Source organism: Lysobacter yananisis, from assembly GCF_031199375.1.
Lineage (GTDB): Bacteria > Pseudomonadota > Gammaproteobacteria > Xanthomonadales > Xanthomonadaceae > Lysobacter > Lysobacter yananisis.
In genome coordinates, this window is the sequence record NZ_CP133568.1 from 5,754,942 (window position 1) to 5,774,550 (window position 19,609).

At 61.6% G+C, this 19,609-nt stretch carries 21 protein-coding genes and 1 tRNA gene; 10 read left to right on the forward strand and 12 right to left on the reverse strand.

Annotation, left to right across the window (positions count from 1 at the left end):
- Positions 1 to 79: 79 nt before the first annotated feature.
- The 5 genes from RDV84_RS23700 to dnaX form a co-directional block, all read right to left on the reverse strand.
- Positions 80 to 433, reverse strand: a complete 354-nt coding sequence (locus RDV84_RS23700) for a histidine triad nucleotide-binding protein (protein WP_057946971.1) — start codon at positions 431 to 433, stop codon at positions 80 to 82.
- A gap of 118 nt (positions 434 to 551) precedes the next feature.
- The gene (recR, locus tag RDV84_RS23705; protein WP_309151831.1) at positions 552 to 1,145 is read right to left on the reverse strand and encodes a recombination mediator RecR; all 594 of its coding nucleotides are present in this window, start codon (positions 1,143 to 1,145) and stop codon (positions 552 to 554) included.
- A gap of 28 nt (positions 1,146 to 1,173) precedes the next feature.
- On the reverse strand, positions 1,174 to 1,407 hold the full coding sequence (locus tag RDV84_RS23710; RefSeq protein ID WP_057946969.1) for a hypothetical protein: 234 nt from the start codon (positions 1,405 to 1,407) through the stop codon (positions 1,174 to 1,176).
- Between the two features lie 19 nt (positions 1,408 to 1,426).
- Positions 1,427 to 1,747, reverse strand: a complete 321-nt coding sequence (locus tag RDV84_RS23715) for a YbaB/EbfC family nucleoid-associated protein (RefSeq protein ID WP_057946968.1) — start codon at positions 1,745 to 1,747, stop codon at positions 1,427 to 1,429.
- A gap of 190 nt (positions 1,748 to 1,937) precedes the next feature.
- A complete protein-coding gene (dnaX, locus tag RDV84_RS23720) occupies positions 1,938 to 4,310 on the reverse strand; it encodes a DNA polymerase III subunit gamma/tau (protein WP_309151832.1) in 2,373 nt (790 codons plus the stop codon).
- A 268-nt stretch (positions 4,311 to 4,578) separates the two neighbouring features.
- Here dnaX and RDV84_RS23725 point away from each other — a divergent pair.
- The 3 genes from RDV84_RS23725 (at position 4,579) to RDV84_RS23735 (ending at position 6,818) form a co-directional block, all read left to right on the forward strand.
- Positions 4,579 to 4,671, forward strand: a tRNA-Ser gene (locus tag RDV84_RS23725).
- A gap of 85 nt (positions 4,672 to 4,756) precedes the next feature.
- The gene (locus tag RDV84_RS23730) at positions 4,757 to 6,232 is read left to right on the forward strand and encodes a DUF6538 domain-containing protein (protein WP_309151833.1); all 1,476 of its coding nucleotides are present in this window, start codon (positions 4,757 to 4,759) and stop codon (positions 6,230 to 6,232) included.
- Between the two features lie 169 nt (positions 6,233 to 6,401).
- On the forward strand, positions 6,402 to 6,818 hold the full coding sequence (locus tag RDV84_RS23735) for a hypothetical protein (protein ID WP_309151834.1): 417 nt from the start codon (positions 6,402 to 6,404) through the stop codon (positions 6,816 to 6,818).
- 49 nt (positions 6,819 to 6,867) lie between these two features.
- Here RDV84_RS23735 and mobQ read toward each other — a convergent pair whose 3' ends face one another.
- Complete coding sequence (gene mobQ, locus RDV84_RS23740; RefSeq protein ID WP_309151835.1) at positions 6,868 to 8,622, reverse strand: MobQ family relaxase; 1,755 nt, start codon at positions 8,620 to 8,622, stop codon at positions 6,868 to 6,870.
- Between the two features lie 16 nt (positions 8,623 to 8,638).
- Here mobQ and RDV84_RS23745 point away from each other — a divergent pair, with 16 nt between their 5' ends.
- Complete coding sequence (locus RDV84_RS23745; RefSeq protein ID WP_309151836.1) at positions 8,639 to 8,941, forward strand: conjugal transfer protein TraD; 303 nt, start codon at positions 8,639 to 8,641, stop codon at positions 8,939 to 8,941.
- 47 nt (positions 8,942 to 8,988) lie between these two features.
- Here RDV84_RS23745 and RDV84_RS23750 read toward each other — a convergent pair whose 3' ends face one another.
- Both RDV84_RS23750 and RDV84_RS23755 read right to left on the reverse strand, forming a co-directional pair.
- Complete coding sequence (locus RDV84_RS23750) at positions 8,989 to 9,279, reverse strand: hypothetical protein (RefSeq protein ID WP_309151837.1); 291 nt, start codon at positions 9,277 to 9,279, stop codon at positions 8,989 to 8,991.
- Positions 9,280 to 9,303: 24 nt separating this feature from the next.
- The gene (locus RDV84_RS23755; RefSeq protein ID WP_309151838.1) at positions 9,304 to 9,588 is read right to left on the reverse strand and encodes a hypothetical protein; all 285 of its coding nucleotides are present in this window, start codon (positions 9,586 to 9,588) and stop codon (positions 9,304 to 9,306) included.
- 61 nt (positions 9,589 to 9,649) lie between these two features.
- Here RDV84_RS23755 and RDV84_RS23760 point away from each other — a divergent pair, with 61 nt between their 5' ends.
- Positions 9,650 to 10,018: a helix-turn-helix domain-containing protein gene (locus RDV84_RS23760; protein WP_309151839.1), complete on the forward strand. Its 369-nt coding sequence runs from the start codon at positions 9,650 to 9,652 to the stop codon at positions 10,016 to 10,018.
- A gap of 47 nt (positions 10,019 to 10,065) precedes the next feature.
- On the opposite strand, the gene RDV84_RS23765 is transcribed toward RDV84_RS23760, so the two are convergent.
- Positions 10,066 to 10,578, reverse strand: a complete 513-nt coding sequence (locus RDV84_RS23765) for a hypothetical protein (protein ID WP_309151840.1) — start codon at positions 10,576 to 10,578, stop codon at positions 10,066 to 10,068.
- Between the two features lie 190 nt (positions 10,579 to 10,768).
- On the opposite strand from RDV84_RS23765, the gene RDV84_RS23770 reads away from it, so the two are divergent.
- From RDV84_RS23770 to RDV84_RS23785, 4 genes are all read left to right on the forward strand, one after another.
- Positions 10,769 to 11,059 carry a hypothetical protein gene (locus tag RDV84_RS23770; protein ID WP_309151841.1) on the forward strand — a complete coding sequence of 97 codons (291 nt, stop codon included), beginning with the start codon at positions 10,769 to 10,771 and terminating at the stop codon, positions 11,057 to 11,059.
- Positions 11,060 to 11,745: 686 nt separating this feature from the next.
- A complete protein-coding gene (locus tag RDV84_RS23775) occupies positions 11,746 to 13,119 on the forward strand; it encodes a site-specific integrase (protein WP_309151842.1) in 1,374 nt (457 codons plus the stop codon).
- Positions 13,120 to 13,172: 53 nt separating this feature from the next.
- A complete protein-coding gene (locus tag RDV84_RS23780; protein ID WP_309151843.1) occupies positions 13,173 to 13,748 on the forward strand; it encodes a macro domain-containing protein in 576 nt (191 codons plus the stop codon).
- A 162-nt stretch (positions 13,749 to 13,910) separates the two neighbouring features.
- Positions 13,911 to 14,432, forward strand: a complete 522-nt coding sequence (locus tag RDV84_RS23785) for a hypothetical protein (RefSeq protein ID WP_309151844.1) — start codon at positions 13,911 to 13,913, stop codon at positions 14,430 to 14,432.
- A gap of 490 nt (positions 14,433 to 14,922) precedes the next feature.
- On the opposite strand, the gene RDV84_RS23790 is transcribed toward RDV84_RS23785, so the two are convergent.
- The 3 genes from RDV84_RS23790 to RDV84_RS23800 are packed head-to-tail and all read right to left on the reverse strand — an operon-like array spanning position 14,923 to position 18,298.
- Positions 14,923 to 15,876, reverse strand: coding sequence for a plasmid partitioning protein RepB C-terminal domain-containing protein (locus RDV84_RS23790; RefSeq protein ID WP_309151845.1), 954 nt, complete (start codon positions 15,874 to 15,876; stop codon positions 14,923 to 14,925).
- Positions 15,873 to 16,757 (reverse strand): plasmid partitioning protein RepB C-terminal domain-containing protein, encoded by an 885-nt coding sequence (locus RDV84_RS23795; RefSeq protein ID WP_309151846.1) that lies wholly within the window; start codon positions 16,755 to 16,757, stop codon positions 15,873 to 15,875. Before RDV84_RS23795 ends, RDV84_RS23790 begins: the two co-directional genes overlap by 4 nt.
- Entirely contained in the window at positions 16,754 to 18,298 is a 1,545-nt protein-coding gene (locus RDV84_RS23800) for a recombinase family protein (protein WP_309151847.1), read from the reverse strand. Before RDV84_RS23800 ends, RDV84_RS23795 begins: the two co-directional genes overlap by 4 nt.
- Before the next feature lie 246 nt (positions 18,299 to 18,544).
- Here RDV84_RS23800 and RDV84_RS23805 point away from each other — a divergent pair, with 246 nt between their 5' ends.
- Positions 18,545 to 19,087, forward strand: a complete 543-nt coding sequence (locus tag RDV84_RS23805; RefSeq protein ID WP_309151848.1) for a cold shock domain-containing protein — start codon at positions 18,545 to 18,547, stop codon at positions 19,085 to 19,087.
- Positions 19,088 to 19,609 lie beyond the last annotated feature (522 nt).

The following is a 19,609-nucleotide window of genomic DNA, read 5'->3' on the forward strand; positions in this document are numbered from 1 at the left end:
GGGGCGCCTTCGTTCGTTGTGCGGCGGCGGTCGCGCGCAGCAGGCGACGCGGCCCGCGTCGCCGACGCCCCGCCGCGGCTCAGCGCGGCGTGCCGAAGCGGCCGAGAGGGTCGCCGGCGAGCAGGTGCAGGTGCAGCTGGAACACGGTCTGGCCGCCGTGCTCGTTGCAGTTCATGACCACGCGGTAGCCGTCTTCGGCGAAGCCCTCGCGCTTGGCGTACTGGGCGGCGGCGTAGGCGAGCTTGCCGACCACCGCGGCCTGTTCGGGCTTGAGTTCGTTGAGCGTGGCGATCGGCGTCTTCGGCACGAACAGCACGTGCACCGGCGCCTGCGGGGCGATGTCGCGGAACGCGATCAGGTCGTCGTCTTCATAGACGATGTCGGCCGGCAGTTCGCGGCGGATGATCTTGCCGAAGATGGTGGGGTCGGTCATGGCGGGCTCGTTGGGACTCGGGACCGGCGAAGCGTACCAGCCGCGCCGTTACCCCGACCGCGCCGGCCGCGGGCGGCGCCGCGACCGCGACCGACACCGAGCCGAATCCCGAACATCGTCACACCTCGGTCCGGCTGCCGAACGCATGCGACAGCGTGCCGCGATCCACGTATTCCAACTCGCCGCCCAGCGGCACGCCGTGCGCCAGCCGGCTCGGCTTGACCGCGTGCTGGCGCGCCAATTGCGCTAGGTAGTGCGCGGTGGCCTCGCCTTCCACGGTCGGGTTGGTGGCGATGATGAGTTCCTGCACCTCGCCCTCGGCCAGGCGCGCGACCAGCGAGTCCAGGCCGAGCTCGCGCGGGCCGATGCCGTCGAGCGGGCTGAGCCGGCCCTGCAGCACGAAGTACAGGCCGCGGTAGCCGGTGGCCTGCTCGATCGCCAGCCGGTCGGCCGGCGATTCCACCGCGCACAGCAGGTGCGCATCGCGCGCGGCGCTGGCGCAGGTCGGACAAACCTCGCTTTCGCTGAAGTCGCGGCAACGCACGCAGTGGCCGATCTTCTCGATCGCCTCGCTCAGCGCCGCGGACAGGTGCTGGCCGCCGGCGCGCTCGCGCTCGAGCAGGTGGTAGGCCATGCGCTGGGCCGATTTCTGGCCCACGCCCGGCAGCACCCGCAGCGCGTCGATCAGTTGTTCGAGCAGGGCGCTGCTCATGCGCGCGCGCCCTTCGCGGCGGCGGCGTTCACTCGGAGGTGGTGAAGGTGCTGCGCGCGGTCGGCTCGCGGTTCATCGAGCGCACCACGTTGAGCACGACGATCGCGCCCAGCAGCGGCAGCAGCCAGACCATCGCCGACTGCAGGCCCTTCTGCGCGCCGGTGAGATCCGGCTCGCGCCAGACCGCCCAGGTGGCGTAGAGATCCAGCCCGAGCAGGCCGGCCGCGACCAGCGCGGCGGTGATACCGATATGGAAACCCATGGGATTCAGCCCCGCCCGCTCAGAACGGCAGCTTCATGCCGGGCGGCATCGGCATGCCGGCGGTGGCCGCCGACATCTTCGCCTGCGACTCGGCGTTGATCTTGTTGACCGCGTCGTTGAAGGCCGCGGCGATCAGGTCCTCGACCATTTCCTGGTCGCTCAGCACGCTGGGATCGATGCGCACCTTGCGGCACTCCATGCGGCCGGTGACGGTGATGCTGACCATGCCGCCGCCGGCACTGCCGGTGACTTCGATCTTGGCCAGTTCTTCCTGGGCGCGCTGCACGTTTTCCTGCATCTTCTGCGCTTGTTGCATGAGTTGGGCGATGTTGCCGCGCATGGTGGTGGTCCTGCTGTTTTCGTGAAGGGTTCGGTGATCGGGTCGGCGCGGCGAGCACGGCGAACCGGTCGCTCGGGCGATCCGGGCCGAGCGTCCCGGCGGATCGCGCGCGGCGAGTGTGGCACGCCGCGCCGACGCTACAGGTGTTGGGCCGGCGGCGGCCGCGCGCAAGGGCGGCCGCGCCGATCCGTCAGGCTTCGTCGAACGGGCGGATCGAATCGGGCACGAGCCGGGCGCCGTATTGCTCGATCAGCCGGCGCACGTCCGGATCGTTCATGAACACGTCCTCGGCCCGCGCCTGGCGCTCGTCGCGCGCGCGCAGGTTGCGCGCGTGCACCGACTCGCCGTTGCCGTGGCCGGCGCTGTCCGCCGCGGTCTCGAAGCGGATCTGCGGCGGCGCGCCCAACGGCGCGGCCAGCGCGTCGGCGACCAGCTTGATCAGCGCCGGCGCCTTGAGGTGTTCGTCGTTCGGGCCCAGCGCCAGGGTCAGCACGCCGCCGGCATAGCCGAGGAAGGCGGCGTGCTCGGCCAGGATCCGGGCCGGCCCGCGCAGGCCGCTGCCGTCGATCAGCGCGTGCCAGGCGCCGTCGTCGGCGATGGCGGCGGCGCCGGCCGGCGCGGCGGCGCGCGCGGGCATGGTGATCGGTTCGGCCGGAGCGAGGATGTCCTCGCGCGCGGCGGGCGCCGGCGGCGCGACGGGCACGGGCGGCGCCACGGCCGCGCGCGGCGGCGGCGCGTCGCGCGGGTCGTCCTCGAACATCGGGCCGCGCGCGGACGATGCGGTGGCGAGCTGGTCGGCATCGCGCGGGTCGTCTTCGAATGGATTGGCGGGAGCCGATGGCGCGGGCTTCGGTGCTGCGGCCGGCGCTGCGTCGCGCGGGGCGTCCTCGAACGGGTTGGCGCGGGTCGGCGGCGCGGGCTTCGACGCCGCGACCGGCGCAGCGTCCTCGAACGGGTTGGCGCGGGCCGGCGGCGCGGGCTTCGACGCCACGACCGGCGCCGCGTCGCGCGCGGCGTCCTCGAACGGATTGGCGCGGACCGGCGGCGCGGGCTTCGGCGCCGCGACCGGCGCTGCGTCGCGCGGGGCGTCCTCGAACGGGTTGGACATCGCCGGTAACGCGCGTGCGGGCGCGGCCTCGCGCATCGGATTCGCGGGCGGCTCGGTCGCGGGCTTCAGTGCGGCCGCGGGCTTCGGCGCGGACACGCTGCCGGCGGGCGCCGTTGCCGGCTCCTGCGGCGCCCACGGCGGCGCATCGTCGCTGGCGTGCTCGCCGGCGACATAGGCCGGGCGCGCTTCGCGCACCGCCAGCGCGGGCGGCGCCGCCTCGGCCGCGGCCGTGCGCGGCCCGCCGCCCATCTCGCGCATCGCCGCGGCCGCCTGCGCCGCGGCATTGGCCGCGCGCGCCGGTTCGCCGCGACCGCCCGAGCCCGACGGCGGCGCGGCATCGCCGCCCGCGCCGGGCCGGAACGCGAGCATGCGCAGCACGCTCATCTCGAAACCCGCGCGCGGGCTCGGCGCCAGCGGCAGGTCGCGGCGGCCGCCCAGGCTCATCTGGTACCACAGCTGCACCAGCTCGGGCCGCAGTTGCGCGGCGAGGCCGTCGACATCGACGCCGTCGGCCTCGACCGCCGCGTCCGGCACCAGCTGCCGCACCTGGATCCGGTGCAGCGCGTCGCCGAGCGATTCGAGCACGTTGCCCCAATCGGGCGAGAACTCGGCCAGGGTCGCCACTTCGTCGAGCAGACGGCGGCCGTCGCCTTCGGCCAGCGCCGACAGCACCGCGCCGACGCGGGTGCGGTCGACCGAGCCGAGCATCGCCGCCACCGCCGCGCCCTGCAGCGCCTGCTCGCCGCCGGCGACGCCCGCGCTGCCGGCGCCGCTGTAGGCGATGGCCTGGTCGAGCAGCGACAGGCCGTCGCGCAGGCTGCCGTCGGCGGCCTTGGCCAGCTGGCGGATCGCCGCATCCTCGACCGGGATCGCCTCGGCCGCGAGGATCCGGGTCATCTGCCCGGCGATCTGCTGCTCGTCCAGACGCTTGAGATTGAACTGCAGGCAGCGCGAGAGCACCGTCACCGGCAGCTTCTGCGGGTCGGTGGTGGCGAGCAGGAACTTGACGTGCCCCGGCGGCTCTTCCAGCGTCTTGAGCAAGGCGTTGAAGGCCGACTTGGACAGCATGTGGACTTCGTCGATCAGGTAGACCTTGACCCGTCCGCGGCTGGGCATGTACTGCGCGTTGTCGATCACCTCGCGCACGTCGTCCACGCCGGTGTTGCTGGCCGCGTCGATTTCCAGAAGGTCGATGAAGCGGCCGGCGTCGATGTCGCGGCAGGCGTTGCACTCGCCGCACGGATCGGCCGAGGTGCCCTGCTCGCAGTTGAGCGACTTGGCGAAAATGCGCGCGATCGTGGTCTTGCCCACGCCGCGGGTGCCGGTGAACAGGAAGGCGTGGTGCACGCGTCCGGTGCTCAGCGCGTTGGTCAGCGCGCGCACCACGTGCTCCTGCCCGACCAGTTCGGCGAAACGCTTGGGGCGCCATTTGCGGGCGAGGACGAGATAGGACATCGGATCCTTGGACACGGGTGGTGGCGGGAGGCGGTCCGCGCGGCGCCTGGCGAGCGCGGCGCAAGGCCGGCGACGCCGCCGCGGCGGGATCGGGCCGGCCGGCGGCGCAGCGCGCGCGGACCGGTCCGGCATTGTGCCATGCCCCACCCTCGCTCCCCAGGCGCGATCGGTCCGGGAGCGGACCGCGCCGGCACAACTTGTCCCCCGGCGCGGCGCCGGCTAGAATTCCCGGCCCTGCACGGCCCGCCTCGGCGGCCTGTCAGGCTCCGGAGAGGTGTCCGAGTGGTTGAAGGAGCACGCCTGGAAAGTGTGTAAGCGTCTAAACCGCGCTTCGGGGGTTCGAATCCCCCTCTCTCCGCCAGATTACGCAAACCCCTGACTCGTCAGGGGTTTTTCGTTTCTGGGCCCAACTGGGGGCAGGACACAAATCGGGACACATCGCCCCGATGCGCATCCCACACCATCTTGTTCGTTCGTCCACTGGCCTTTGGTCGTTCCGGCAACGGGTGCCCACTGACCTGCACTTCGTTGTTGGGCGGCGGATCATCAAGCGCACCTTGCGCACGACCGACCTGCGTCAAGCCCAAGTCAATGCCTTGGCACTGGCCGATGGATATGCTCAGGCCTTCACTCTCTTGCGGGGTCTGCCAATGGGTTGGTCAGATAAAAAGGGCGTGGATGCTCTTATTGCCGGGGTCACCGCTGGCAAGACCCGCGACCTGACCGTTGAGCGTGTGCACAAGCCGGACGGGACGATCAAGGAAATCTGGCAGATCGATACGCCAGAGGATGCGCGCCTGTATCGGAGTGCGACGCGCAACACCGCCTCTGCCACGCCTGTTGTTGCAACCCCTGCCCAACGTGCTGTCCCTGCACGGTCCGCCAGTTCGGCCGATATCGTGCCCATCACGTTGGGCAAGGCGAAAGATGCATGGCTTGCGTCACTGGCCGGCCGCACCCTGCCCAAAACGCTGTCCACAAAGGCGACCGCCATTACGGACCTGACCGAGTTCTTGGGCGCCAACAAGAAAGTGGGAAGCATCACCCGCAATGATGTTGCGCGGTGGTTTCAGCACATGCGCGACAACCACATCGCCTCGCCGACGTTGGACAGCAAACAAAGCTTCATCGGTGGCGAAGACAGCTTTTTCAGTTGGGCTATGGCAACGGGCCACTACCCGCAGGATCAGAACCCATGCACTGAACACAACAACTATTCATCCCGTGAGAAGCGTGAGCGGCGCAAGAAATATTCGTTCAAGGCATACGACACTGAGCAGCTTCAAGCCTTGTTCGCCCCAGAGGCTTTGGAAAAACAGAAGCTTCCGTTCCGATGGGCGTGTCTTATTGGCCTATACACCGGAGCACGTGTTTCGGAGGTCGGGCAACTGCGTGTTGCAGACATCCTCGTCAAAGATGGAATTCCATGCATCAACTTCACGGACGAAGGCGAGCACCAACATCTCAAAACGGATGTCAGCAAGCGCGTTGTGCCCATCCACCCGCACCTGCTGGACTTGGGGTTTCAGCAATGGGTGGACACACTCAAGTCAAAGGGGAACGACCGGCTGTTCACCAATGCAAGCCCAACTGCAAAAAACGGTGCTGGCAACTGGATCACCAAGGCCTTTGGCCGTCACCTTGGGATGGTTGCGCAGGATTGGGACCCCGGGAAGCGGGGCTTCCACTCATTGCGCAAGACCATGATCCAAGAAATGCAAGGGCGGGCAGTGGCGTCCGAACTGCGCGCGCAAATTGTGGGGCATGAGCTGAGCGACGAACACCACAGCACATACAGCCGAGACCTCAGGCCACGGGAAAAGCTGCACGGCACCAGTGCGGGCGATGTGAGATCGGCCGGACTGAGCGTGTTGAACTATGGGCTCGACCTCAATGGCCTGCGCAGGGTTCTGAGCAATTGATGCGGTGTTGACCGCGAAATAAGTAAATCCACAATGAACAAAATCAGCGGAAATTCCGCGATGCATAAGGTGTCGAATTTTCCGCCCCGAACGGCCACCAACACGTCTTGTGTCGCGACATTTATTTGTTTGGATGAGCACTCCCAAACAACAAAAGTGAGTGTGACACATGTCTTTGACACCTTTGACCCAAATCGCCACAAGCCTGCTGACATCAGGAATGCTGTATGACGACGACATCTCCTTGCACGACCACCGCGTCCGCCTCCGGATGGCACTGGTGTTGGCCAAGGAACTGATCGACGCCAGCGAGACGAAATCTGCCGGCGGACAGACAACGAACCCGGCACCGACACCAGCACCAGCACCAGCACCGAGCCTCAAACCCAAAACAACAGACACAAAGAATGGGGTTCAAGTCAGCGTTGTCGCACGCGGCATTTCTGATGAGCGTCGAGACGAACTGCGCAGAGCCCTCCCCATCAACGATCCGCAAATTGACACCGATCCACAAGAAGACACCACACCGAACTCAACGAAAGACGCGCCTCCACCGGGCACTGTCCCGCGACCGAAAGTGCACTGACCAGTCTACCGCAGTCAAAGAACACCCCGCCGAGGCGGGGTGTTCTTGTTTATGCCGGTCCAGAAGGCGGACGGAACGCCAAGACCACACCACTCTCTTTGGGTTCTTCATTGTTGTCGTGCGCAATCCCCTCAATGGGAAAACGATTGAGAACATGCCTGCTCCAAAGCTCAACTTCCGCAGCCCCGATCTCTATGGCGTCATTGTCCGCCCGCACACGCTCTGGGCTCAAACGCTGACCGGCCACCCGCACACAATCGCCAAGGTGCGTCAACCACTTTTCTCGGCGCACCCGGGCCACGATGTCGCGCCCCGTGGGATTGACCCGGTTGGTCCTCTCAAGCGCCCACTGTGCGCGGCGCGCGAGATCAAGAGCCCGCTGATGTGACTGCCTATTTTTCTGTGGTGTTTCGATGCGGCGCTTGAGCACCTCAAGCCGCCGCAACAGCTCTTTGACCGCCGCCGGCAGTGCGTTGTCGTGCAGATACACGCGCACACGCTCCGCCATCTCGGCCATCACCCTCTTTGTTCTTTCCATGGGCACCGAGATCTTGGGCAAGATGTGCTGGTTCCAAACCTCTTGTGCTTGGCTCCATGCTTCCTCAGCCGTCAACTTTTGCTCTTTCTCTCCACCTCGGTTGCTGATGGCGTCGGCGTCAGGAACAACGAAGTCCTCAAGGGTGGAGCCCGCAATATCGTCTGCCAACTCTTCTGGTGACGCGCTGGCCTGCGCCAGCTTGGCAAGCGCTTTTGTGGTGCGCTCCACATTGTTCAGTTCAATCTTGATGTTGTCGTTTCCAATCTCTGTGGCCACGCCTTTGCGCTCAAGGGCCGCGGCGTTTTTGCCCAGCGTGCGTTGGGGACGCCGAGCCAAGACAAGAGCCTCTTCGTGGTCGCCGCGCTCCCAAGCCGCCTGCGCTTGCGCTTCAAGCGTTCTGTGGTCGACACGTTCTTCTACACCGGCGCGGATCAGGTGTTCGTTGATCGTATCGGCAATCATTTCCCGCGCCCACGACACTTCTTCACTGCCTGATATTTTTCCATCAAGCTCGCGCGTCTTTTCGGTGAGACCATCAGCCGCAATCCGTCTGGTGGTGGCCAGAATGTGGACATGGTGGTTGACGCCACCTTGGGTGGGCTTATGGATGCTGGCCTGCACTGCGAAGCTGTAGCGCCGCACCAAAGCCGACGCGATGTCTTTGACCAACGCATGGCGTTGGTTGGCGTCCAGCTCATGCGGGAGCGCAACTTCAAACTCCCGTGCCACGGCTGCGTCTTTCCTGCGCTCAGCAGCTTCTGCCGCGGCCCACAACTGTTGGGGCTGCGCTGACCAAGCAGGTGCATTTTTTGGCGCAACGCAAATCGTTTCCACGACGCCGCGCTTGTGGCGGTAGTCGTGGCGTTCGCCTGTGCGGTGGTCCACGATGAGCATGCCCGCGCGGTAGGCTGCGGCAGCCAGCGCGGAGTGCTTTTTTGAACGACTGATGGTTTTCACTCTTGCATGATAAATAGCCACGGGTGTCGCCTCCGTTGTTGTTTTTTGTTGTTGTTTTGTTGTTGTTTCTGGTTCCGCCACGCAGCGTTCTTTCAGCTTTTTTCGCTTTGGCAAGAGCTGTTTTCGCTCTTTTCGCTTGGGCTTTTTTAGGCTTTTGCTCTTGGCGCGCGTTGTCCCGCAGGGGCAATGCATAAGCGCGCTCTTGCTCCAGATTTGCCGTTTTTTTTGCTCGTTTCCGCCCTCATACTTGCGCTTTTTTGGCACCATCAACTTGACAACACGTTCAGCATTCGTTGAATGACGGTCCACCACAACGGACGTTCCAATGAAGAGAGAAACGCGGGACAAAGGCGAGCGTGCAGCACAAGTGCAGGCGTTGGATCTTCTAAAACGCCAGCGCGCGGCGTTGCGCACGCAAGAACGCATGCGTCGCACCATGCGCATACAACGCGCGCGGTGGGCGGAGTTGGTGGTGTTGGCGGGCGCGGACCACTTGGATGACGCGCAACTGGTCGCAGCATTGTTGCGTGCTGCAGAGGACGGGCGCGACCCCACACTGAGAGAAGAAGCGCGGCGTGTTGGGGACGCCTACTTGAAGCGCAGGCCGCTTCCGCCACATTTGACATAAAAAGGGCCCCGCCAAAGGCGGGGCCAAGTGGACTGCGTGCGCTTTGATTAATGGAACAAGGACTGCATGAACAAGGACAGCGGCAGCCACACGACCATGCCGACAAAGCCGCCAGCCAAAAACACCGCAGCACGGCGGATGTGGCCGAAAAAGAACAAATACATCGCCCCCACCACGCCACCCATCAGTGCGATCGCGCTGGCGGGGAAAAACATGCTCAAGAGCGGGTCCAGCACAGCGATGGGCACCCCGAGTGCACCGACAACCATCGGTGTCAAAAACGTCCACTTTGTGGGCGTGGTGGAGCCAAGGGTCAAACGTCCGAATGCGGCCAGCATGAAAACCTCCTGTGGCGCTGAAGATCAGCGCTTTTCGATGACAAGCACCCAATAGGTGCGTATCGGGCCGTCATCGGAGCGGGAGGCCGGCAGGACGTGCGCCACTGTCCAACCTTGCTTGTAGAGGCCGGAGATGCGGTGCTTCCCGTCCATGCCTTCACAGGTAAAAGCCGTTGCGGCGTCGAAGGTCTTCATCAGTTCTTGCCCGGTCGACGGGTCACTGGTGCAGACCCGGCCGTCCGCGGCATGGGCGGCGGCGGTCACCAGCAGGCTGGCGACAGCCAACACCCGTGCTGTGGTTCTGAACATCGGTTCCATCCTCTGCCAGCGCGACCAACTGGCCGCGGAGCAATCCTACGATATTCGTAGTATGCTGGGAATCGTCGGACAGGCATCCTGTTCAGATATGCCTATTGGCCCCGTCCGACGCCGGTTCGCCCAACGTTTGCGCGCCCTGCGCCAAGCGCAGGGCATCTCGCAGACGGATTTGGGGGTGCGCATGGGATTGCCGCCAGATGTGGCGTCGGCGCGGATCAACCGCTATGAGCAGGGTGTCCACGTGCCCGACTTGGACACGCTCGACGCCATGGCCAAGGAACTGGGCGTTCCCCTGCCGGCGCTCTTTGCCGAAGGAGCTATGGCTGAGCTGATCACGGCATTCGCGCAGTTGCCGGCCGAGGCCCAAGAAAAGGTGCTGACGACTGTCAGGCGCTCTTTGAAGAAGAGCGGAGAGACCTAAACGCAACTGGCACCGCCGGCACCCCATTGGGATGCCGGCGGCCTGCGTTAGCTAGCGACGATTGAGCACAGCTGCTGGTAGATCGGTGCGCCCTTCCCTCGTCGCGGCATGGTGCGCACATTGATGCGGACATGCGTTGCCTCAGTCGGCGGAAATGTTGCGGTGTGTATTCCGCCGTATCGGCCCTCCATCGGCTGCGGCAAAGTTTCATCGCCGTTGTCGAGCAGCGAGTAATAAAACGCCCCGACGGTAGATCTGGATCTGTTTTGGTCGTGGGCGCGGCGCTCCACCGTGATGGATTGGATGCGTTTGCGTTGCCCGCCGCAGAGTTCAAGAACAACCGTCATCTCTCCACTGAGAGGAGCTTGGACACATTTGATGTTGCCCGGGCGGGTCAGGGCATCCGTGGCGGCGACCGTGGTGTTGGCCGAGTAGTTGATGTGGGGCCGACAGGCATTGCCGCCGGAAACCGAAGCAACCATGGCATTGGAAGCATTCGAAATGAGCGAAGTGGGCTCAGAGATATCGATCGGCTCAGGACCGGGCGGATAGATTGGCACCTGCGAGCGCCCTGCAGGCGCGGCAGGCTCGGCTGCTGGGGCCTGCTCTATGACGACATGCTGATTTGCGAAAGATTGGGGACTGGCCTGTGGCACAGGAGGTGCAGAGGCGGTCGCGTTGCCTGAGCTTGATCCTGCAGGCGGACCTGGCGCTGCTGTCGGAGCATCTATAGGGCCGGCAATGCCCCCAGTGTCCACCCTGCTGGCCCCACCCTGCTGCTTCGAGGGCGCAGGAGAGGGTGCGCTGGGAACCCCGCCACTAGGAACAACACTGCTGGGGCGGCTGATTCGATCCCATAAATTGAGGCCGTTGTCAGCCACTGAGAAGCCATTAGCCAATACGGCCAAAAGTGATATTGCAATTGCCGTGAACGCGATCTTCTTCTTCGGAGAACTCGTTTCTGACGAACTCTCTACGGACCGACTGCTGACCATATTGATCCCCCGTCTGATGCCCGCATCCAACATGCAACGGGTATAGACACCATGTCTATCGCAGGCGCATGCCAAGGTGTTTCAAAAAAGAAACGCGCGCAACACTCCGCAATTCAAAGCGGCGCATAAATGCCATGGAACAGTTGGATGCACCGCCCACTCAACGAGATCCTTCAAAACATTGTATTAGCTGAGGGCTCCGATAATAATTCGACCCAAAAGTCATCGCCATAAAACATTGAGACAGCTCACAAAAAAAGAAATAAAAATGCCGAGGGTCTCACACTTATTTGCAGCCAAAATGAATTTCCCACGAAACCGAGTGCAAAAATGGCATGAAAGACATGTTCTGGCGCCTTTACGCAAGTCACAGGGACAATTTTCCGCTTGAAGGTCGAGTTTGTGACCGTTGAGCCGACGGAATACGTCATCAAGACAGCCCAGTTTGAGCAATGGAGACAATGTATCCGGTCTCACAAACAAGAAAACTGAACGTTAAACAGTATGTAAAGTTCTACGCTGAACAACAAATGCAAATCCGTTCGCATATCTTATGCATTGATAACAGACTGAAATTCCTACGAAAAATATGCACCTCGCGAGCCACTACGCACGAAATATATCAACCACAATTAGCTCATCAGAACGTCCGTCAAGCCAGTCAGAGGCAACCCGTTGACAGAATAAAATAACCTCGTATCACCAGTTGGTTTTTCACAACTGGAGTTACAAATGAGCAACACAGCAAGCACAGCAGGAAAAGCACCAACCGCTCTCCTGATCGAATTGGTGGAAGGAAGGAACGTCTCGTTCAAGAACGTCACCTTCCCAGATGAAGCATCAGTTACGCAGTTCGAGAGATTGTTTCGGCGTCTCAATCGAAAGCCAAGGCAGAGACGCACGGCTGAGGAGATGCGGACAACACCACCACTTCCTCTTGGCGCGCCGGCACGCGCGATCTCTGTCGAGATCAATGATTTTCTGGAAGACATGCGCCGCAGAAATTTGACACGCAACTCCGTTGCGGCCTATCGACAGTCATTGGCCGCGCTCAAACATCTGTATGGCGACATGCTGGCCTCGACCATCGACCGCGATCAGATCCGACAATTATGGGATCTGATGCTGTGGGCACCGAAAAACTGCTTCACGGATCCACGTTATGCAGGCAAAGAAGCTGAAGACCTCATGCAGTTGGGGCGCCTTGAAAGAGTCCGGCCAACCGCAGACGGGACGATGTCGAAACACCACGCGATTCTGTGCCGGTTTTTCAATTCATTGAAGGACGCACATGCGATCTCAATGTCGCCAATGGATGGCTTCACGAAACCGAAACGCGATTTGACCAGCGAACGACGGAAGCGTCCGCGCTGGCTGACCGACGACGAACTGCAGCGCATCTTCAATCCCGAGACATTCATTGCGTGGGCGAAACACCACCCCCACCGTTGGTGGGCGCCGATGATCGGTCTGTATACCGGTGCGCGGGTTGGTGAAGTCGCACAGATGAAGGTGTCGGACGTGGTGTGCATCAACGGCCGGTGGTTCTTTGCCATCCGCAAAACCGCGGACAGTGACTTGGCCCACACCGCAGGCGCGCTCAGCCGGCAAACACTCAAAGGCAAAAGCGCAGAGCGCAACATCCCCATCGCGCAACCACTCATCGACGCAGGATTTCTTGTCTACCTCCAAGACCTGAAGGATGCCACTTGCACGCGGTTGTTTCCGCATTTGACGGCTGGGCACAACAAGAAAACGGGTGAGACGAACGCATTGTATAGCCAAGGCTTGGTGCAGCAGTTCCGCAAATATATGGCTGCGCTCGGCTTTGACGGCGACTGCCGGTTTCACGCCTTCCGCCGCACGCTGGTGAGCATGCTTTCTGCCAAAGGGGTTCCTGACCGAGATATCTCTCTCATCACAGGCCACGCCATGCGCGACCAATCGCAGGTCATCAGCCACCACTACCGCGGCGAGGTGCCTGAGGAAACCGTGCGGCGGCAAGTGATCACGTTGTCGAAGTATCAGCCGATCGTGGCTTTACCGGTCTACACCAAAGGACAGTTCGATACGCAGCTCAAGAACAAGTCCAAGCACTACCCGTAACAGCCACCACGGTCAGCGCGGATTCGTCCGCGCTGACTGGCTGCGCATTTCACTTGACCATCGAGATCGGCACACACACCACAACCCAACATCAAATGGAGAAGCTTATGAACCAAGACAACATACGCCCACCGCGGATGCGCCCTATCGTCGTGGAAGGCGATTTGCTCGATCAGAGCGTGGAGGCCATCGTCAACCCTTGGAATCGCAACATTATTCCGTGGTGGATGCTGCTGCCGCAAGGCGTGTCAGGGGCGATCAAACGCCGGGGCGGCGTTCGCCCTTTCATAGAAGTTGCCCGCGCCGGCGCTATCCCACTGGGAGGCGCGGTGTTGACGTCGGCAGGTCGCTTAGACTTCAAGAACATCATCCATGTGGCTGGGATCAACATGCTGTGGCGCAGTTCGCAGCAGTCGATTCAGGACTCGGTGCGTTCGGCGATGGCGATTGTTGAGGAACGCAAGTTCGCGTCAGCGGCCTTCCCGATCATTGGTGCAGGCTCTGGCGGCTACAACGAAGAGGCGGCACTGCAGCTGATGTTGGATGCCTTTGGCGACATCGACAGTGCCGCTGCAGTCGCTGTCGTTCGGTTCAGATCAAAACGACCAATTCGACACCCAACAAATTAATTTTTCATTTTGCCATTTCAGTAAGCAGAAACCAAATAACCAGATTGCCTTTGCCTATATGCAGACGAAAAATTTAAGGGATTCCGGGCTTATCGCCAACAAAAGCAATCATTGACAAGGCCAAAAATAGAATTACAAATAATAAAAACAAGGAGAATTGCAATGCACCCACAACTGTTGACACATGGTTATTTTCACGCCATTGGCATCGATATTCGTCAAGGGCGGTATCCGGCACCGGGATTTCATATCAGGCCAAAGGGGAGCGCCGCGGAGGAACAATATTTCAAGAGCTTCGATGCACTTATCGAGTGGTGGAATGACAGCCTCCTGCGCGCAGCGCAGTGCGAACTCATCTCCCGCAGGGTGAAAGACTTGTGGCATGCCCGCCCTGACCTGCGTGACGACATCCGCGTTTTCGCCGCGTTCGACGGAAGCACACCTCTGTCTACGGAACTGTGCCAAATAGCCTTCGATGAGACCGCCCACGCCAGCGAGACCTATGTCGAGCATGCCCGCGAATTTGGACCTTTGGTCTGGGAGCGGCCTGAGTCATCGGCCCACAAGGTGGTCTTGGAGTTTATTTGTGAGGAGGAAGCGAAGGCTATTGCTCAAGCCATCGACAGCTATATTGATCCCGCGCACGCGCCCGAAAGACCTCAGAAGGAACGATCCAAAATTTGACGGTCTGGAGAGTTGGGCCTAGCCAATAAGCCAACGACGTGGAGTGGCGCATGCCGGCTAACGTATACGGGTCGGGCGCCACCTTCAATTCGGCACACGACTGAACGTGCCCATTGCTATCGCGCCGCGCCCGACACATCCGCGTCGGCTTGGGCGCAGTGTGCGACCGCCTCTTTGAGTGCAGACTCCACACTCTGCCTTCGCGCCAAGACAGTTGCCCACAGACCTATGAGATCGCGTCTCCCGTTGAGCAACACGGTCTCGATGCCGGCGCGTTTGAGGGCTATGCGCCGATCAAGATCCGCCACCAACTTCGGATCGACTGCCTTGGCCGGCCATGTACTCTCATCCGGGTCTGGCACCACTTTAAATTCGGCATGCGGCGGGCGTTCGCCCTGATCCGCTGCCGCGGCGCGAGGTGCTTGTTACCGTGCGCGCGGGCTTGCTGTTGGCAAGCGCCCATCTGTGGAACTGGGCGCGACACCACCACTCACAATGATGGCTGAGCCTTGTTTGAGACGTGCCGGGCCCCGTTGCCTGACACCCGCGCAACGCCCGGCAGCGATTCCATGTCCACAATGCGCTCGAATTCTTTTAAGTATTCGGGGTGATGCTTGGTCAGCCAGCGCACGATCGGGGCGTTGCTCAGGAGCGTCGTCAGATAGCCCTTGGTGACGGTCAAGACCATCAGGTCATCGGAGTAGCTGTCCTCCAAGATTTTGGCGCGGCTTTGCAGTGTGGCCAGCTCCCGCTCAATGCCTGTGGCTTGGCCAACGCCAGCAGCCTTATTGGCCCGACTGTCGGGAGCAACCAGTTGCTCTGGCGGCGTGGTGAGGAGGAGCGCTTTGGCGAACACGGCACTGAAATCCCGGTTTCCGAGCATCAGCTCGGCTGCCTCGATCTGCCGCACAGGCTTCATGCGCCGCAAGACATCGAACGTCGTTTGCGGGCAATTGCTGTCTGCCAGCAGTTCGGCCACTTCTTCGCAGATGCCTTGGAGCAGCTTGAACTTCTTGCGGATGGTTTCAGGCGTGAAGCCCAATGCCTTGGCCAAGCGCTCAGGCGACGCGCCATTGTTCGCAGCCTTGACGATCATGCGGTGGTTTTGCACGGCTGACAGGCGGTTGACATGCTTGTTGTAGGTGTAGGTGTCGTCCTCCAAGGCAATCAAGCAATCCACCTCCGGCACGTCCAAATCCCGCAAGGCTTCAACGCGCAAATGTCCGTCAAGAACGAAATAGCATCCTTTCTTGTGTGGCGCTTGTTTCACCACAGGGGGCTCGACCAAGCCGACCTCGCGCACTGAGGTGAGGATCTGTTGATACTTGCCTCCCCGCTTGACATCAGGCTTGATGGGTTTGAGCGCGATCAGTTTTGACAGCGGCACACGAATGCACTTGCGCATGAATGTCGGCTTGGGAACCCCGCTTGTCTCATCGTTCATTCTTGCATCTTCCGATTGAGCTGGGACGGCATGCTTTCCACACCTTGCTTCTTCAACAGCTCCACAAATTCGCTGGTGCGAACCAGATGCTTGAACGCGTGCACCAAAAACAACACCGTTTCATTGGCGAACTCTGCGCGCTGGATGACGATGCGGTGCTTCTCCGCCTCTTCGGCGAACATACGGCGGGCTTGCGCCAGTGTCAGCGGCTTCTTCTTGATGGTGGTCTTGCTGTTGGGCCCACTGTGCGCACGCTGAGACTTGCTCCGCGACTCAATAAGGCGGCGCAAAGCATCGAGCTTTCGCCCACGAAATCCATTCTCATAGGCATCGGCCAGAACCTCGCGGACTCCCTCTTCGCTGCTTTTGGCAATGACCATCGCCATGCTCAAGGGCAGAACGCCCGATTCAACAGCCGCCACCAAGCGCTCTTCCCCACGCGACAAGAGTGACCCCACCTCACTGATCCACGGTGGGCTGACGCCGATGCGGCTGGCGATGTCGGCATCCGTGTGGCCGCGCTCGCGCAGCCGGGCAATCTCTTGCATCAGCTCCAGTGGCGTGTGGTTGCGTCGGGCGACGTTCTCCACCAAGCTCATGACCAGTGAATCTTCCTGTGTCGCGTCGAGCACGAATGCTGGAATCTCGGTTTGGTTAAGAGCCCGGAAGGCTTCCAAGCGCCCTTGGCCGCAGATCAAGTTGTAGTGGTATCCACCCTCAGGCTTGGGTCGCCGCGCCACCGTGATGGGGCGCTTAAGGCCCACAGAGCGGATGTTCTCGATCATTTCCTGTTGCACACGCTTGTTGCGCGACCGGGGGTTCAGCACATAGATCTGCCGAATGGGGATGGTGTGCACTTCCTCGCGCGCGTGTTGCGTCATGCCGCGTCCTCCAAAGGTGTCCGTGCGGCCAGTTCAGCCAGCGACTGAAACGAATCAAATCGGTATCCATCGATCAACCCGCCATTGTCTTCGCCCAAGCGCTGGGGCCATGCGCCCATGTCCAATCTGGGGATCAGGTAGTGGTCTAAAGGATTTTCGTTGCTGCTGTCCATGCGCACAGCACACGTGATGTCAGGGGCCAAACTGGTGTCAAATCGGAGGCTCCAACGCAGATTTCCGCCCGACCCGACTTGGCTTCGGGCGAGCACGACAGAAGCCGTCCACTCACCATTGACGTGCAGCAGATCATTGCCGGCGTTTTGCACCACTTCTCCGCCACCGCCACGAATGGCCTGCATCACCTGTGCCACAACGTCCGGATGCGAAGCACGCAAGGACCGGTTGATCTCCAAGTAGCGGTAGTCGCGGTCCGGGGTGTATCCCACCAACGCATACGCCCGCAGCAGTCCACCAAAACGGGTTTGGTAGCTGGTGCTCGATGGCATGTCTTCGCTTTCGTCAATGACAAGGCCTGACAGCGTGCCTGCGCGGCGCCAGAGTGTCGCCAAGAGCTCCAGCATCTGCGCATCACTTAGCCTTAGGCTTCTGGACGCAATGATCTGACGGGCTTGGGTGAAGAGCTCCAAAGAAATGATGCCTTCAAACGCGCCGTCGCAGCGCACCCAGCGCTCAGGCGGATTGCGCACCGTTGCTTGCTTGAGCTTCGATGAAGTGCGGTTGTAGACGTTGTTGCCGATGTATTTCTCGTTGGTGAGCACTTGGTGGACGGTGGCGCGCGACCACGGGCGGTCCAAATCGGTGCGTTTGGCTTCGGCGTTGAGTTCATCGGCGATCTGCCGCTCGCTCCTTCCATCGCACACGAACTGGCGGTAGATCCGTTCGACCGTGGCCACCTCCCAAGGGGGGCCAGGCACCAAAACCACGCGATCGGTTTGGATGCTCTTTTGTTCACCGATGTTCAACTCGCCCTTGAGATTTCGTTGTTCATCGAGCAGTGCGCGGCGCAGCCCGAACCCCGCCAATCCTCCTTGGTGGAAGCCAAGCTTGACCAAACGGCACTGACCGGCAAAGACCTTGGTGGACAGCTCTCGACTGTATTCCCCGGCCATTGAGCGTTTGATGCTTTTGTAGATCGTGGACAGTGGAGAGCCGTCGTTGTCGAAAGGCTCCGCGCAGTAGACGACCTTGATGCCGGCTTTCGCGCACTCGTATTCATAGGCCGCGCTTTCGTCCGCATTCTGGAAGCGGCCCCAGCGGCTGACGTCGTAGACCAATATCGCCTTGAAGTCAGTGCGCCCAGAACGCACGTCTGCAAGCAGTTGCTTGAGGGCATCGCGCCCGCCTATGTCCAGCCCACTTTTTCCCTCATCGCGGTAGGTGCGGACAATGCGCATATTGTTGGCGGCCGCATAGGCCCGGATGGCGTCTGCCTGATTTTCGGTGGAGTAGCGCTGGTGGTCGGTCGACATGCGCACGTATTCCGCCACCGGCATCAGGCCGTCGGATATGGCATTGGCCACCACACTTTTTCGAGACGCCATTGCCACACCCACCGAAAGCCGATCACGCGGACCGTAGGAACATGGGATGACAGATTTGGTGCGCACGTGTGACGAACAGGCGAGCCGGAATGGTGTCCCGGTTTCGGCTGCGAACGGTGTCGGGTTCCGTCGCACCAGCTTCAGACTGGAGGGCGGAAGAGCCATTCATGTCCGCACCACGCCATAAATTTCGTATGGCTCTGAGACAGAGAGGGGGAGCGGAAGATGGAGGCACGTCAACGCGCATCTGGCACTTTGGTGCGGTGGAACGACGACCGCGGCTTTGGCTTCATCGCGCCCGACGGCGGCGGCCCTCAAGTCTTCGTGCATGTGTCGGCTTTGCCGGCCGACAGCCCGCGCCCGGTGGTGAACGAGCGCTTGCACTTCGACATCGAGGCCGATCCCAAGGGCGCCTTGCGCGCAACGCGGGTCCGCCGCCCCAATGAGCACGCCCGGGCGCCTCAAGGCCGAATGCGCGCTTCGCCGGGCAGACGCGCCAACCGCTCTTGGCGGGCGGCACTGTTCGCGCTGCTGGGCATTGGCGCCGTGGGCTGGTATGCGTCTGAGCGCTCCGGTGATCGCTTCGTGGCGGAGCACGCTGCGGGAGCAATGCCGCCAGCGCCTGAGCTTTACAGGTGCGACGGACGCACCCACTGCAGTCAGATGACGTCTTGTGCTGAGGCCCGCTACTTCTTGGCCCACTGCCCCAATGTGAAGATGGATGGAAACGGAGACGGCGAGCCCTGCGAGCAGCAGTGGTGCAATTGAGGCCGTTGTTCTTTGCGCCTATTCTTGCCCTGAGTTCTAGGGATTTCCGTCATGCCTTTGTCCATTCGCCGGGCCAAAGCCCGTGCCTCCGAGCTGAGAGACATGCTGGAAGTTGGCGAAACATGGGACTGTCGGGATTTTGAGCGCGCTTTCAATTTTCAGAAGCGCTGGCAAGATCTCATTCGACGGGCGCCGAAAGGATTGAGGGCGGATCTGGTCGTGCTTGGCGCTCAGATAGCGGCCAAATCCCCCACCTTCAAACGGGTGGCACAGATCCACTTGCAGTGGGACCAACCAGAGGTCGACCAACGGTAGGCCATTACCACTTGCTCATAAACAAAGCCCCCGATTCCGGGGGCTTTGTTGTTACCACAGGATCAGCCGAATATACCGATACCGGCCTTTTTCAATCGCTTGCGGAGAGCCCCAGGGGTTGGCTGGCATCCAACCCCTGGGGCTTACCCGAAGCCCATGCCGCCGACTTAGCCTAAACTGACTTTATTTGCGTCAACTGAACAGCAG